A 14,762-nucleotide genomic window follows, 5' to 3' on the forward strand; every position below is an offset into this window, starting at 1 on the left:
CAGAGTACGAACAGTTCATCAGGCATTGCCGGCAGCCAGTTAGACAGACAACGCCAACAGCCCGTCAGATTTATATGGAGAAAGAACTGCCGCAGCCGCAAGTGGCGCTGGCGTTAGGGTTGTTCACCACAAACTGGGATCCCTGAAGGCCCTCCAGATAATCCACCGTCGACCCTACCAAGTACTGATAACTCATCGGGTCTACCAGTAATTTAACGCCGTCACGCTCGATGATTGTATCTTCGTCGTCTAGGGCGTCATCGAATGAAAACCCGTACTGAAAGCCAGAACATCCCCCACCGGTTACATACACCCGCAAATTGAGATCGGCGTTGCCTTCTTCATCAATAAGCTCTTTGGCTTTGGCCGCCGCACTGTCACTGAAAAACAGCGGGGCTGATACCTGTTGCTGAACTGCGCTCAAGTTCCCCTCCGGAATGTTGGCTGAATTTCAATGATTATCGTATTCTTGACTAAAACAATCAACTATTACCAGAGCTCAAACATTACGCATTGAGGCGCCTTGGACCGCAGGCTAGTTCGCCACCAGCTTGCTCCACAAAAAGGTGCGTTCGGCCTGCACTGTTTCTTTGCCTTCTGGCTGCGCGACTACCTGCACTTCCAGAGGCTCAAACCCGTCGGGCAACGTGAGTGAGCCATTGTTGCTGGCGGGCTGCCTGATACTGTTTGCGTAGCTTTGTCGCAGACGCCTTTAACTGGTCACGCTCAACTTCAACCTGGCCCAAGCGTGCAATTTCACTATCAGTGCCGTGCTGCACACCGGCCCAGTAGCCGCCGGCCAAAAACGTCCCACAAACCAGCGCCAACGTCAGCCTGCGCCGGCCGACACGTCTACGCTTGCTTGTTTGAGGGGCGGAGTTAGCCACCCTTAAAGGCCACACCAGTAGCTCGTGTTACAGCTGTTGCGGCTCTCATGGCAGCATGGCCGGCGCTTCCAGGCCCATGGTTTCAGCGATGCCAAACATGACGTTCATATTCTGTACGGCCTGGCCGGCAGCACCTTTCACCAGATTATCAATTACCGAGGTGACAATAACCACGTTGCTGCCTTCCTGCCGGTGCAGCGCCATGCGGCAGTGATTCGCACCACGCACACTGCGGGTTTCCGGATGACTGCCAAACGGCATCACATCCACAAAGGGCTCGGCCCGATAACGTTCTTCGTACAGTTTCTGCAACCGGTCAAAATCGCCCGGGTTATTCAATTCAGCGTAAAGCGTTGCTTCTATACCGCGAATCATCGGCAGCAGATGCGGCACAAATGTTATACCCGCGATGGTTCCAGCGGCCTGGCTCAAGCCCTGGCGAATTTCCGGCAGGTGGCGATGACCAGAGGCGCCATAGGCCTTGAAACTTTCACCAACCTCGCCGTGCAACATACCCACGCTGGCCTGACGGCCGGCACCGCTGGAGCCCGACTTGGCGTCGGCGATTAAGCGGGAGCTGTCTACCAGCCGGTTTTCCAATAAGGGCAGAAAACCGAGTTGCACCGCGGTAGGATAACAACCCGGGTTAGCCACCAGTTGGGCATCACGGAGTTCACTGCGCACGACTTCTGGCAAACCGTAAACGGCCTTTTCTGCCCACTCTGGACTCGCGTGTGGCATGCCATACCATTTAGCCCACACGCCCAGATCTTTCAGGCGGAAGTCGGCTGACAAATCCACGACTCGCACACCCGCTGCCATCAACTCTGGCACCATGCGCATAGCGACGCCGTGAGGCGTGGCGAAAAACACCAGATCACACTGGCAAAGTACAGTCACATCGGGTTCTGAAAACGCCAGATCAAAGTGGCCGCGCAGATTTGGATAAAGGTCAGAAACTGGCATACCTGCTTCCGAACGTGAAGTAATGCAATGCACTTGTGCCTGGGGATGCACCGCCAGAATCCTCAACAATTCTACGCCGGTGTATCCGGTACCACCTACAACACCTACTTTAATCACGTTTAAGCTCCTGCTTGTCTGTTTCCTGAAATTGCATTTTTAGCGGCCATTCTATCATGATAAGCCAACCGCTTATTGCAGCCCTGACCGAGGTGGCTACAATACCAAAGACAGTCTGCGCCGGATTAGACCCGGTATGAAAATCATCAACCGGCCCAGGCCCTGCATGCACCCACTATGATCCGTTCCACACGCCAGCTAACGGCAAAAATGAAAGCCAGCTTCCGACGCCGGATATCCGGGGCAGACGCGCTGCCGCAACTAGCCTTGCTGGGCCTGCTTTCCGGCTTGGTCACCGGCGGCGTCATTCTGATCTTCCGCCTCGCCATTGAGTGGCCCTTGAAATATTTCCTACCCGGGGATGGAACCGGGGCTTTCCCCTCCGAGGCTTTCGAGGGTCTGGATGTTGTCACACGGGGGGTTTTACCTCTGGTCGGCGCGTTTGGCCTTGGCGTGCTGCTGCATCGTCTGGCGACTCATGACCGTAAAGTCGGTGTTGTTCATGTTATGGAACGCCTGAACTACCACCAGGGCTATATTACTGCCAAAAGCGCCTTTATTCAGTTCATTGTAGGCGTTGCAACCGTTGTTACCGGGCAATCTGCAGGCCGGGAAGGGCCCGCAGTTCATTTAGGGGCGGCTTTTTCAAGTTTAATGGGTCAGTGGATGCGACTGCCCAACAACAGCATCCGCACCCTGGTGGCCTGCGGCTGCGCTGCGGCCATATCGGCATCGTTCAACACGCCTATTGCAGGGGTGGTTTTCGCAATGGAAGTGGTGATGATGGAATACACCATCGCCGGCTTCACTCCCATCATTCTTGCAGCCGTCAGCGCCGCGATAGTCACCCAGATCGTGTACGGCCCAGACCCCGCGTTTAATGTTCCTGCACTGATGACGAACTCACTGCTGGAGATACCCTGGATTCTGGTTATTGCAGTCATTATGGGTGTTGCAGCGGCGCTTTTCATTTACCTGGTGGAATACATGGGGCGCTTCAACCACCGCCCTATCTTATTACGCGTCATTATTGCCGGCGTTCTAATGGTTCCCGTCGCCATTTTCGTACCCCAAACCATGGGGATCGGCTACGACACGGTCAATGACGCTATAAACGGCGGACTCGGCTTCTGGCTGCTCTTGAGCGTGGGAGTCGCAAAACTCTTGATTACCGCGCTAACGGTTGGCCTGGGTATGCCCAGCAGCATCATAGGGCCTACGCTTTTCATAGGCGCGACGCTCGGCGGAGCCATGGGGTTGATCGGTGCAGAAATCATGCCGGGCCACGCCTCCTCTGTTGGCTTTTACGCCATGCTGGGCATGGGCGCGATGATGGGCGCGGTATTGCAGGCGCCTCTAGCGGCGCTGATGGCGTTGATGGAACTGACCCGCAACCCCAATATTATTTTGCCGGGCATGCTGATTATCACCACCTCAAGCTTGGTGACCAGCGAAGCGTTTGGCCGTAAATCGCTTTTTTTGACCATTCTCAAATCCCAGGGCCTGAGCTATCAGAACTCTCCGGTGATTCAAGCATTGCGGCGGGTATCGGTGGCAGCCATCATGGATAAGAGTATCCTGCGTATCCAACGCCGGCTGACGCCGGAAGAAGCACGCAAAATCCTCAAATCCGAGCCTAAGTGGCTGGTAATTGACGGCAGCAACGGACCAACGTCGCTAATGCCGGCGGTAGATCTGGCACGTTTTCTGGAGGACAGCGAAAAACTGCTGAAAACCGAAGACCAGCCCCTGCCCGAGCAGATTGACCTGATGAACATACCGGCAAACCGTCGCGATCTGGCACCGGTGCAATATCAGGCCACGCTCGAGGAGGCATTGTATGAATTTGATAACAGCAGCGCAGAAGCTCTTTATGTTCAGCGCCACGTGGCGCCAATGATCCAGAGGGTTCATGGGGTTGTGCTGAAATCAGATATCGAAAGTTACTATCAATATCGGCGGAGTTAAACATGCTTTGGGTTAAGGCTTTTCACATAATTTCGATGGTGTGCTGGTTTGCCGGCATTTTTTACCTGCCACGGCTATTTGTTTACCACGCGGCCTGCGAAGACCAGCCGGGTCGCGAACGCTTCAAAATTATGGAGCGCAAGCTGTACAACGGGATTACCACGCCGTCTATGATTGCCACGGTAATTTTTGGCGTTTGGCTGCTCAGCTATAACCTGTCTGGCTATTTCAGCCAGGGCTGGCTCCACGTCAAACTTGTATTGGTAGCGCTGCTGGTCGTTTATCACTTTTATTGTGGCCACCTGGTCAAAGTGTTCCGCGACGATCGCAACACCCGTGGCCACGTGTTTTACCGCTGGTTTAACGAATTGCCCGTATTTGTACTGCTGGCGGTAGTTATTCTTGCGGTTGTACGGCCATTTTAGGCCATCACCCCACCACTATTCCCAACAACAATCTCAGCGCAAGGAGAAAGCCATCAAACTCCGTAGCCGTCCTCAAGTATTGATCTTGTCCGGGCTGGACCCCTCCGGTGGCGCCGGTGTGCAAGCCGACATTCAATCTGTTACCTCTCTGGGCTGTCATCCGCTGCCCGTACTGACCTGCCTGACCGTGCAAGACACCCGCAACGTTTATGCCGCGGAGCCGATTGACGCCGATCTGATTCGTCGTCAACTTGAATGCCTGGCTGGCGACACGCCCATTCACGCTATAAAAACCGGCGCTCTGGGCAATGCCGACGTGGTGGACGTGCTGGTAGAATTCGTCCGCAAACGGCCACACATACCGCTGATTGTAGACCCTGTGATTAAAGCCGCCGGCGGCGGCGATCTGGCAGACTCAGAACTCATTAACGCCATGCTGACACGGCTCTTCCCTCTGGCGGAAATGATCACGCCCAACGGCGTGGAACTGGAATTACTAACCGGCGAACCTGATCCGCAAAAAGCCGCCATTAAACTCCAGCTGGCGGGCTGCGGTGACGTGTTGGCCACAGGTGGCCACGGCACCGGCGAAGCCATCATCAATGTGCTGTACCGACGTGGTGCCGAGCCCCAGAGCTGGCATATCGAACGTATTGGTGGCGAATATCACGGCACCGGTTGCACGCTGGCGTCTTCTATTGCCGCAGGCCGTGCTAGCGGCCTGTCGCAGCGCGCTGCTATCGCGCAGGCGCAGAACTACGTGCATCGCGCCATTGTTCAAGCGCTGAAAGTGGGCGAGGGGCAACCGGTGCCCGATCGGGGGATTCTGTGGAAACATTAACGCTAAAACCCGGTCTGTATGCCATCACCGACGGCCATTTAACCCCTGGCGACACACTGATAACGGCGGTAGAAGCCGCGCTGGAAGGCGGCGCGGTACTGGTACAATACCGTGAAAAGCGCTTGCCGGCAGCCGAACAGCTGCGCCAGGCCAGCGCCCTGCAATGCGCCTGCAGCAATGCCGGCGTGCCGCTATTGATTAATGACAACATCGAGCTGGCCTTGCGGGTGCAAGCAGCCGGTGTGCATCTGGGCCAAGGCGATACCACCCTGATCGAGGCTCGGCGCCTGATCGGCGAACGGGCCATTATTGGCATCACCTGCCACGCCGATATAGCGCTGGCGCAAGCCGCCTGGAAGCAAGGTGCAAGTTATCTGGCATTTGGCCGATTTTATCCATCAACCACAAAACCCGACGCTTCCGCGGCCGACACGCAAGTGCTGGGACTGGCCAAACAGTTCCAGCTCCCGGTTACCGCTATTGGCGGCATTACCCTGAGCAACGCCGAACCTCTGATACGCGCAGGCGCCGATTTGCTGGCAGTAGCCGGTGGGCTTTTCAGCACCGACATTAGTGCCACCGCAAAACGCGCCCGCGAATTTAGCCGGCTGTTTGCCCAACATCGTTCTCAATTTTTTCAAAACATTTAACAGGAGCCAAGACATGACGCACTCCGAAACCCTGTTCGAACAGGCCCAGAAATACATTCCTGGTGGAGTTAACTCCCCGGTACGGGCTTTTCGCGGTGTTGGCGGTACGCCGATCTTTTTCAAAAGTGCCCAAGGCGCGTATCTTTACGACGAAGACGATCGCCGTTACATTGATTACATCGGCTCTTGGGGACCCATGATTATTGGCCACTCCAACCCGCTTATAAAAGACGCTTTGCACGCCCAGATTGGAAAAGGCATCGGTTACGGCGCGCCGACCGCCATCGAAACCGAGATGGCCAAGAAAGTCTGTGAACTGGTGCCGTCCATCGAACTGGTGCGCATGGTGAACTCCGGCACCGAAGCCACCATGAGCGCGCTTCGCCTGGCCCGCGGCTACACCGGCCGCGACAAAGTGGTCAAGTTTGAAGGTTGCTACCACGGCCACGTTGATTCACTGCTGGTGAAAGCCGGTTCCGGAGCGTTGACCTTGGGCATACCAAATTCTCCGGGTGTACCCGCTTGCCTGGCCGAACTTACCCTGACCCTGAACTTCAACGATATTGATGACGTGCGCAAAACCTTCCGCACCATGGGCAACGAGATCGCGGCCATTATTGTAGAGCCGGTCGCCGGCAACATGAATTGCATTCCACCGGTTCCGGGGTTTCTGGAAGGCCTGCGCGAGATCTGCGACGAATACGGCACGGTGTTGATCTTTGACGAAGTGATGACCGGTTTCCGTGTATCACTGGGCGGCGCCCAGGGCTTGTTCGGTGTAACCCCAGACCTGACGGCGCTGGGCAAAGTGATCGGTGGCGGCTTACCGGTAGGTGCTTTCGGCGGCAAACGCGAAATCATGGAACACATTGCGCCTTTGGGCCCAGTTTACCAGGCAGGCACCTTGAGCGGTAACCCGCTGGCGATGACCGCTGGCCTGGCCACCCTGAACGCAATTTCCGAGCCCGGATTTCACGACGCCCTGACCCTTAAAACTGAAAAAATCTGCGCTGGCCTGAAGGCTGCAGCCGACGACGCAGGTATTCCGCTAGCGGTACAAGGGGCTGGTGCTATGTTTGGCTTCTTCTTCAGTAAAGAATCGTCCGTCACCCGCTTTGACCAGGTAATGGAATGCAATATCGAACGCTTCAAGAAGTTTTTCCAGGGCATGCTGGCGGAGGGCATTTACCTCGCGCCGTCAGCTTTTGAAGCCGGTTTTACCAGCGCCGCCATTTCCGATGAGGACATCGAGTTCACTCTGAACGCAGCACGCAAGGTCTTCGCAACGCTGTAAAATATTGCGATAACGCTGCCCCAAACAAAAAGGCCACTGCTAATCACAGTGGCCTTTTTTATATCCCGGTTTTTATGTCAGCTACCGTTTTTCCCAATTTACAACCGCGCGGCGCGGCTTTCGGCCTGCTGTGCACCGGCCACATTGCCCCGAGCCCTGCGAATGTCGGCCAACAGTAACCAGCCTGAACGCTGCAAACGCTCGTCACGCCCCGCCAGCGACAACCCCTTAAGGGTAAACTGTTCAGCGCTACCAAGCTGGCCGGTCATCACGTAGGCTTCAGACAGCTTGAAATACACCGCCGCAGACCGCGGTGCAATGCGCTGCGCCCGTTCCAGGCGGGTAATCGCCGCAGCCCCATTACCTTGCGCAATCAGGGTATCGGCCTCTTTTACCAAGCCCGCTGCCGCAGCAGGCATCTGATCACCAGATTCGCGGTACCCGGGCACGCCTGTTGGCTGTTGTGATTTCTGTTCAGGCGGCTGTTCGCTTTTGCGCCATACCTGCGGTTCATCGGCTGGTTTGGCGGCGCCGTCGGTCAGTGGCGGCTTAGGCGCCTGCGGACGCTCTCCGGCAGGCACGTAAATACCGCCACCAGGCCCACTGGCACAGCCCGCCAGTAGCAAAACGGCACAAACAACTGCGCGGCGAAACATCTGTGCTTTATTCTGCATGTCCTTTTGTACTCTCATCATTGAAACAACCCTTCAAACCAACCACGGATTTTTTGCGGCAGAGCGCCGGCACAGGTGATTGTCTGCTTTGGCTCGCTGCCGGTGATAAACGGCATCAGGCGCGCATTCTCGCATTGTTCATCGGTTAACGCCTGCTGTTGTACATTTACCCAATGGTATTGCACGCCATCGGGTACCACCGGCGTGAAACTGTTTTGCGGCACCTGCGCCATAAAATTCGACCACACCGGCAAAGCTCCGCTGGCCCCAGTTAACCGGGTAGCGCCGTTGTCGTCCCGCCCTACCCAGACGACCGCCAGCAAGTCGCCGCTAAAGCCGGCAAACCAGGCATCGCGGCCGTCATCGGTGGTGCCTGTTTTGCCCGCCAGCGCCAAAGCGCGGGGAACCGTGTTATAGGCCGAACGGCCCGTGCCCTCTTGCATGGTTTCCTGCATGGCGTATTGCAGCAGGTGCACTGCGGCCGGGTCGGCCACCTGGTTCACTTGCAAGCTGTAGCGGCTAAGCGGTTCGCCGCCCGCGTCGGTCACCTCCCGAATGGTGCGCAGCGGGGTGTTAAACCCTGAGGTCGCAAGGCCCTGGTATATCTGCGCCACATTCACCGGCGTCATTGCCACAGCACCCAACAACATAGACGGATAGTCGGAAATAGCCGAGCTAGTACCAAACACCTGCAGCGTGGACTTCACCTCGGCCAATCCGATGTCCAGACCCACCCGAACCACTGGCAGGTTGTAGGATTTAGACAACGCCTGATGCAAAGGCACTTCGCCCCGTTCCAGACCGTCGTAGTTTTTTGGCTGCCACACCGTGCCATTCTCGAATTTCAGGGTGAAGCGCGTGTCCTGCAACGGAGTAATCAGCGTGTAACGCTGGGGCTGCGACAAGGCGGCCAGGTACACAAAGGGCTTCACCAATGAACCAATCTGGCGGCTGGCATCCAGTGCCCGGTTGAAACCGGCGTAACGCGGGTCGCGCCCGCCGACCAGGGCTAGCACTTCGCCGCTGTCTTTCGCGGTCACCACCAACGCCGACTCCAGCGCTTCGTCGCCCAGCCGCGGCAGCGTTTCCGTTACCGCTTTCTCCGCAGCCATCTGCATAGCTGGGTTAAGAGTGGTAAAAATCCGCAGGCCTTCGCTGCGCAGGTCTTCCTCTTTGTAATCCCGTGCCAGGTGGCGGCGAACCAGATCGATATAGGCCGGGTAGCGATTCTGCGAAAAAGAAGCCTTGTCACTCACGCCCAAAGGCAAAGACCGGGCGCGCTGCGCGTCAGATTCACCCAAAAGGCCTGCTTGCTGCATTTGGTCCAGCACCAGGTTGCGCCTTGCGGTGGCCCGCTGTGAATGGCGGCGGGGGTTGTAATAACTCGGCCCCTTGACCATGCCCACCAGCAACGCCAGTTGGTGGGGCAGCAAATCCTCCAATGCCTCGGCAAAATAGAACTGGCTGGCCAGGCCAAAACCGTGAATACTGCGTGTGCCCGCCTGGCCCAGATAAACCTCGTTAAGATAGGTTTCAAGAATGTCGCTCTTGCTGTAATGCAGCTCCAGCAGAATCGACATCAAAGCTTCGTTACCCTTGCGCAGCAGAGTTTGCTCGCGGGTCAGGAAAAAGTTTTTCACCAGCTGCTGGGTCAGCGTGCTACCACCCTGAACAATGCCACCAGCGCGAATGTTCGCCAGTATGGCGCGGGCAATCGACAGCGGCGCAATACCGTGATGGTCGTAAAAACTGCGGTCTTCCACCGACATCAGCGCGGCCGGCAGCAACTCTGGCAATTTATCCAACTGTACTAAAATCCGGTCTTCCTGATGCGCCGGATAAATACCGCCAATCTGCGCCGGTTCCAGGCGCACAATCCCACTATCAGGGCCTTTAACAACCTTCAAACTCTGCACCTGGTCACCCGCTATATTCAGCGCCAGGTGCCGCCGCGGCTCTTTGCCATCGGGGAAATCAAAGCCGCGACTGCTGATCAGAAAGCGCCCACCGCTGCGCTGATAACTGCCCGAGCGCGAACCATCACCTTTGTGAAAGCCCGCCAATGCCAGCTCCTGCTCAAGCGCAGCGGCACTTACTGGCGCACCGCTGTAAAGTTCCAGCGGCCGGGCGTAAACCCGCGATGGCACCTCGAAGCGGCGACCCTCAAAGCGCGATGTGACCTGCGCATCCAGATACACCATCCAGCCCGCCAGCAATACCAGGCCAAGCAGTGCCAGACGCAGTAAAATACGCCAGAAACCCTTGCGGCGGGACTGTGCGGCGGCGGGCTGTTTACGAGAAGCCGGTTTTTTGCGGCCGGGCTTGCGGGCCTTGTCGGTATTTTTCATGGCGGCAGTATAACGAACGCTCTGGTGTCTGGTGTGACTAATTGGTAAACCTACTGACCTTCTGGGGGGCTTGCGAATTAGCCAGACAAGACACTAGCCTTCGCAGCAGGCCAGTTGTGTGTTATTTCCGTAATCTAGCCATTATGATGTCACATAGACAATTAATGGGTTCAAGCAACACGAGGAAAACACTTTGAGCGATTCGCCTGCGAACACACTGGTTCAAGCTTTACAAAATCCGGCTTTGTACGACCATCCGGTTCACCAGTTTCAGGTTATCGAAACCCACATTTCCCAGGTTCTTCTGACCGGTGAGTTTGCCTACAAAATCAAGAAGCCGATGGATTTTGGCTTCCTCAACTTTTCCACCTTGCCGCGGCGCAAGCATTTCTGCGAAGAAGAGCTGCGGCTGAACCGGCGCCTGGCAGCGCCTTTGTATCTGCAAGTTATCCCCATTACCGGCACGCCACAAAATCCGGTGCTGGGTGGCAGCGGGGAAGCCTTTGAGTACGTTTTGAAAATGCGCCAGTTCCGCCAGGACGATTTGTTCGATCGCCAGCAGGAACGGGGCGAACTGGAGCCGGAGCGCCTAGCGACACTGGCCCAACAAGCAGCGGAGTTTCACGACAGCCTGCCGCCGGTTGACCCCGCAAGCCCGCTAGGAGCGCCCGACGCGGTCTACGCCGCCATGCAGGAGAATTTCGACCAGATTCGGCCGCTGCTGAGCGATGCCGGCCAGCTTGCACAGCTGGACAATCTGGAAATCTGGACCCGCACCACCTTCGAACGCCATCAACCACTGATTGCTGCACGCCACCAACAAGGCCTGGTGCGTGAATGCCATGGCGATCTGCATCTGGCGAACATCACTATTTATAACGATCAGGTAACGGTGTTTGACTGTATCGAGTTCAACGAGCCGTTCCGCTGGATTGATGTTATTAACGATCTGGCATTCCTGCTGATGGACCTGGAATCCCGAGGCGAAACCGCCAAAGCCAACTTGGTGTTGAACACCTACCTGGAATATCGCGACGATTTTGAGGCGCTGCCTCTGCTGCCGCTTTACAAGGCTTACCGGGCAATAGTGCGAGCGAAGATTGCGCTGTTCACTATGGGTAATCCGTCCTTGGGCGACAGTGAAAAAGAAGAGCTGATGCAGCGTTATAACGCCTACGCTCAGCTTGCAGAAGATTACAGCAGCATTCCTAACCGCTACTTTATTGCCACCGTCGGCTTATCCGCAAGCGGTAAAACCTGTGTCAGTGCCGCTTTGGCTGGCGAACTGGGTCTTATTCGGCTGCGATCAGACGTTGAACGTAAACGTCTGCATGGGCTGGCACCGCTGGACAGCAGTCAGTCACCTACCGGAGGCAACCTCTACTCCGCCGAAGCCAACACAAAGACTTATGAACGTTTGGCGAAGCTTGCCAGCAGCCTGCTTGCTGCAGGCTTCCCGGTTATAGCCGACACGGCCTGCCTGAAAGAGCAGGAGCGCGCGCTGTTTGCCGCTGTTGCGGAAAGCCAGGGAGTTCCGTTTGCGCTGATTCATTGCGAAGCGCCAGAGGAACTGCGAAAAGAATGGGTACGCAAACGCAAAGGCGACGCCTCGGAAGCCACAGAAGAATTGCTGAATGCCCAGAAAGACTGGTTTGAACCCCTGACCGCTGAAGAAAAAATCTATACCGCCCACCTTCGTACCGATCAGGAACATGTGGCAGAAGCCGTTGCAGACCGAATTCGACAGCATTTTGGCCTTCCACCCAGGTAAGACCTTGGAGCTACCAAGGCCAAAACGGACTGCATGGACGATGCTCGTTATAAAGCCGGAACAGAACGCTAGAAGGAAACATCATGCCAACAGACACCGTACACCATATTAAAGACCCACTTTACGAAACGCTTCGCACTGAGGATATTAGTGCCTTCAATGCTAAAAAATCAGCTCGCGGCGATCTTCCCAGTTTTGCTCATGGGGATTTCAGAGGGCTGGACTTGCGTGGCATGGATGCCAAAGGGCTCGACATGAGCCACGCCTATTTTCGAGGCGCAGACCTCAGAGGTATAGATTTCAGTCACTCAAACCTGGAAGGAGCCAGTATTGCGGGTGCCAAGATTTCCGGCAGTTTCTTTCCTGACCGGCTTCAAGCCGATGAGCTTTTAATGTCTCTGAACCATGGCACGCGTATGCGGTACAGCACAGGCACGTAACAAGCAGGCAGATGAAGCTGGACGCCTTAACTGAACCGGACGTCAGACTTCAAGAATAACCGGCACCGGTTTGGTCAGAGTCATCTCTCCGGACGGGGTACCGTCATCGTTGGCCAGGTTTGCCCGGTAGGCCATGATCTCTACGCCTGCGTCACAGGCTTGTCGCAACAGCTGGCCGTAATGCCGGTCTATATGATCTGCCGGCCGCACGGTTTCGATAGCCGTGTGATTCACCACAAAAAACAGCACCGCACGATCACCTAACGCAACCTGAGCCATAAGTTCTCGCAGGTGCTTCTGCCCGCGAGTTGTCACGGCGTCTGGAAAAAAGCCCTGACCGTTGTCCTCAAGCGTTACGTTTTTCACTTCTACCCAGGCATCCGGCTTGGCTTCATGGCCGGAAAGTAACAGATCAATCCGGCTTTTTTCTTCGCCATATTTTACTTCCGGGCGGCAATGGCTATACCCAGTCAGCTCAGTGATACGGCTCGCTTCAATCGCCTCGCGGGCCTGGGAATTCGGTCTTGTCGTATTTATACAAGCCAAAGTGCCGGGAGCCGTTTCAACAAGCTCCCAGGTATACAACAGCTTGCGCGCAGGGTTATCGCTGCGGCTCAGCCATACCCTGCCGTCCGTCGGTTGACAACCCAGCATGCTGCCGGTGTTTGGGCAATGGGCGGTTACTTCACTACCATCAGCCAGTCGCACATCGGCCAAAAAGCGCTTGTAGCGGCGAATAAGCCGCCCCTCCAGTAACGATTGTTCAAACTTCATGCATACCTCTTAGTCGTATGTATTGCAGCAAAGCTGGTACCCCCGCAACTTATCTGCTATTTTCCGCAAAATCCCGTTTCAGGGCGAATGCTTTATAATCCAGGTTTTATACCGCACAGCCACGGGGGCTGACGCGAAAGGAAGCAAAGCGTTCTTGTAGCAGTACTCACAAGAGGCCGGGTTCAATGACCAATAAAACAGCCAATTCAAGCGAAAACTTCACCAACTTCACTCCCTACGAAATGAAAAAGGGTGAAGAATACATGAGCGCGCACATGCTTGAACACTTCAAAGGCCTACTGCTGAAGTGGAAGCAGGAGCTGATGGAAGAAGTAGATCGCACCATGCACCACATGCAGGAAGATGCCGCCAACTACGCAGACCCCAGCGACAGAGCTACCCAAGAGGAAGAGTTCAGCCTGGAACTGCGTACCCGTGACCGCGAGCGCAAACTGATCAAGAAGATCGACAAAACCGTTGATCGCATCGACAAAGACGATTACGGCTTTTGCGACCAGTGCGGCGTGGAAATAGGCGCCCGCCGGCTTGAAGCCCGGCCCACTGCCACGTTGTGCATTGATTGCAAAACCCTGGCGGAAATCCGCGAGCGCCAGACCGGCATCTGACCTGCCTGCCAACCTGCCAAAACGGCGCCGGCTGCTATTGCGCCGGCGTGATTCACCATGACGCCTAACGTTTCTTACCGCGGCCGCTTTGCGCCATCGCCCACCGGCCCTCTGCACTTCGGCTCACTGGTGAGCGCGTTGGCCAGCTATCTGGAGGCCAAGCACCACCAGGGCCAATGGCTGGTGCGCGTTGAAGATCTGGACCCATTACGCCAACCGTTAGATGCGACACCCCGAATACTCCGCAGCTTGAGCGCCCACGGTCTGATTGGCGATGAACCTGTACGCTTTCAATCCCAACGCCATAGCGCTTATCGCGCCGCTGCTGAAACCCTGCTGAAAAACGGGCACGCCTATTTTTGCCCCTGCTCACGCAAACAGCTGCTGGCCAACCAAGGTCAACATCCCAACCATTGCCGCAAACATTCCCTCAACCACTACCTCAACCCCAGCGTACCAAACGAACACCCTTGGCCGCCCGGTGACTTCGCCCTGCGCTTTGCCTTGCGCAGCCAACGCTGTCGCTGGACTGACCAGCTGCTGGGTGAACAGCAACAGAACCTGAAGGCAGAAACAGACGACCCGGTGATACTGCGTAAAGAGGGCTTCTACGCTTACCAATTGGCCGTCGTGGTTGACGATATCGATCAGGCCATCAGCCACGTTGTGCGCGGTTCAGACCTGCGCACCATGACCGCCGCCCAGCACCAGATGTTTCAGGCGCTGGGTGCCGTCGTGCCGCAGTTTTTGCACATTCCGGTGATACGCAACCAGCAAGGCCAGAAGCTGAGCAAGCAGAACCACGCCCCGGCGCTGGACGACGCCAATCCCAGCGCAAATTTAATGGCCGCGCTGAACGCTTTAGGCCAACAACCGCCAGCGCAGTTGGCCCAGCAACCACCCGCCAACGTTCTTGCCTGGGCCCATGCCCATTGGCAGCGCAGCGCGATTCCTGTGCCCACCGCCCAGCACTGGTAGCCC

General features: G+C 56.3%; 15 protein-coding genes. 9 read left to right on the top strand and 6 right to left on the bottom strand.

The genetic code is table 11. The features are described from left to right. Positions 1 to 70: 70 nt before the first annotated feature. The 3 genes from erpA to argC form a co-directional block, all read right to left on the bottom strand. Positions 71 to 424 carry an iron-sulfur cluster insertion protein ErpA gene (gene erpA, locus ATG98_RS04440; RefSeq protein ID WP_098419663.1) on the bottom strand — a complete coding sequence of 118 codons (354 nt, stop codon included), beginning with the start codon at positions 422 to 424 and terminating at the stop codon, positions 71 to 73. A 205-nt stretch (positions 425 to 629) separates the two neighbouring features. Then, positions 630 to 827: a hypothetical protein gene (locus ATG98_RS22170; protein WP_228706011.1), complete on the bottom strand. Its 198-nt coding sequence runs from the start codon at positions 825 to 827 to the stop codon at positions 630 to 632. A 105-nt stretch (positions 828 to 932) separates the two neighbouring features. Further along, positions 933 to 1,970, bottom strand: coding sequence for an N-acetyl-gamma-glutamyl-phosphate reductase (gene argC / locus ATG98_RS04450; protein ID WP_098422220.1), 1,038 nt, complete (start codon positions 1,968 to 1,970; stop codon positions 933 to 935). Between the two features lie 177 nt (positions 1,971 to 2,147). Here argC and ATG98_RS04460 point away from each other — a divergent pair, with 177 nt between their 5' ends. The 5 genes from ATG98_RS04460 to hemL all read left to right on the top strand — a co-directional run bounded on the left by ATG98_RS04460 (position 2,148) and on the right by hemL (position 7,148). After that, positions 2,148 to 3,938 (top strand): chloride channel protein, encoded by a 1,791-nt coding sequence (locus tag ATG98_RS04460; RefSeq protein WP_098422221.1) that lies wholly within the window; start codon positions 2,148 to 2,150, stop codon positions 3,936 to 3,938. A 2-nt stretch (positions 3,939 to 3,940) separates the two neighbouring features. Next, positions 3,941 to 4,363 (top strand): protoporphyrinogen oxidase HemJ, encoded by a 423-nt coding sequence (gene hemJ, locus ATG98_RS04465; protein WP_098419667.1) that lies wholly within the window; start codon positions 3,941 to 3,943, stop codon positions 4,361 to 4,363. A gap of 79 nt (positions 4,364 to 4,442) precedes the next feature. Further along, complete coding sequence (thiD, locus tag ATG98_RS04470) at positions 4,443 to 5,204, top strand: bifunctional hydroxymethylpyrimidine kinase/phosphomethylpyrimidine kinase (RefSeq protein WP_098422222.1); 762 nt, start codon at positions 4,443 to 4,445, stop codon at positions 5,202 to 5,204. Further along, positions 5,192 to 5,854, top strand: a complete 663-nt coding sequence (gene thiE / locus ATG98_RS04475; RefSeq protein ID WP_098422223.1) for a thiamine phosphate synthase — start codon at positions 5,192 to 5,194, stop codon at positions 5,852 to 5,854. The genes thiD and thiE overlap by 13 nt, the downstream gene beginning before the upstream one ends. A gap of 13 nt (positions 5,855 to 5,867) precedes the next feature. Then, a complete protein-coding gene (gene hemL, locus ATG98_RS04480) occupies positions 5,868 to 7,148 on the top strand; it encodes a glutamate-1-semialdehyde 2,1-aminomutase (RefSeq protein ID WP_098422224.1) in 1,281 nt (426 codons plus the stop codon). A 98-nt stretch (positions 7,149 to 7,246) separates the two neighbouring features. Here the strand turns inward: hemL and ATG98_RS04485 are convergent, their stop codons facing one another. Both ATG98_RS04485 and mrcB read right to left on the bottom strand, forming a co-directional pair. Further along, positions 7,247 to 7,843, bottom strand: a complete 597-nt coding sequence (locus tag ATG98_RS04485) for a tetratricopeptide repeat protein (protein WP_179888038.1) — start codon at positions 7,841 to 7,843, stop codon at positions 7,247 to 7,249. Beyond that, positions 7,840 to 10,170, bottom strand: coding sequence for a penicillin-binding protein 1B (gene mrcB, locus ATG98_RS04490; RefSeq protein WP_098419671.1), 2,331 nt, complete (start codon positions 10,168 to 10,170; stop codon positions 7,840 to 7,842). The genes ATG98_RS04485 and mrcB overlap by 4 nt, the downstream gene beginning before the upstream one ends. Positions 10,171 to 10,363: 193 nt before the next feature. Between mrcB and ATG98_RS04495 the strand changes: the two genes are divergently transcribed. Both ATG98_RS04495 and ATG98_RS04500 read left to right on the top strand, forming a co-directional pair. Beyond that, positions 10,364 to 11,941 carry an AAA family ATPase gene (locus ATG98_RS04495; protein ID WP_098422225.1) on the top strand — a complete coding sequence of 526 codons (1,578 nt, stop codon included), beginning with the start codon at positions 10,364 to 10,366 and terminating at the stop codon, positions 11,939 to 11,941. An 83-nt stretch (positions 11,942 to 12,024) separates the two neighbouring features. Further along, positions 12,025 to 12,381, top strand: coding sequence for a pentapeptide repeat-containing protein (locus tag ATG98_RS04500; protein ID WP_098422226.1), 357 nt, complete (start codon positions 12,025 to 12,027; stop codon positions 12,379 to 12,381). 42 nt (positions 12,382 to 12,423) lie between these two features. On the opposite strand, the gene sfsA is transcribed toward ATG98_RS04500, so the two are convergent. Further along, entirely contained in the window at positions 12,424 to 13,155 is a 732-nt protein-coding gene (sfsA, locus tag ATG98_RS04505) for a DNA/RNA nuclease SfsA (protein ID WP_098422227.1), read from the bottom strand. A gap of 185 nt (positions 13,156 to 13,340) precedes the next feature. On the opposite strand from sfsA, the gene dksA reads away from it, so the two are divergent. Both dksA and gluQRS read left to right on the top strand, forming a co-directional pair. Beyond that, entirely contained in the window at positions 13,341 to 13,781 is a 441-nt protein-coding gene (gene dksA, locus ATG98_RS04510) for an RNA polymerase-binding protein DksA (RefSeq protein ID WP_018402539.1), read from the top strand. 57 nt (positions 13,782 to 13,838) lie between these two features. Continuing rightward, positions 13,839 to 14,759 (top strand): tRNA glutamyl-Q(34) synthetase GluQRS, encoded by a 921-nt coding sequence (gluQRS, locus tag ATG98_RS04515; RefSeq protein WP_098419675.1) that lies wholly within the window; start codon positions 13,839 to 13,841, stop codon positions 14,757 to 14,759. The last annotated feature ends 3 nt before the right edge of the window (positions 14,760 to 14,762 follow it).

Source organism: Marinobacter sp. LV10R520-4 (assembly GCF_002563815.1).
GTDB lineage: Bacteria > Pseudomonadota > Gammaproteobacteria > Pseudomonadales > Oleiphilaceae > Marinobacter.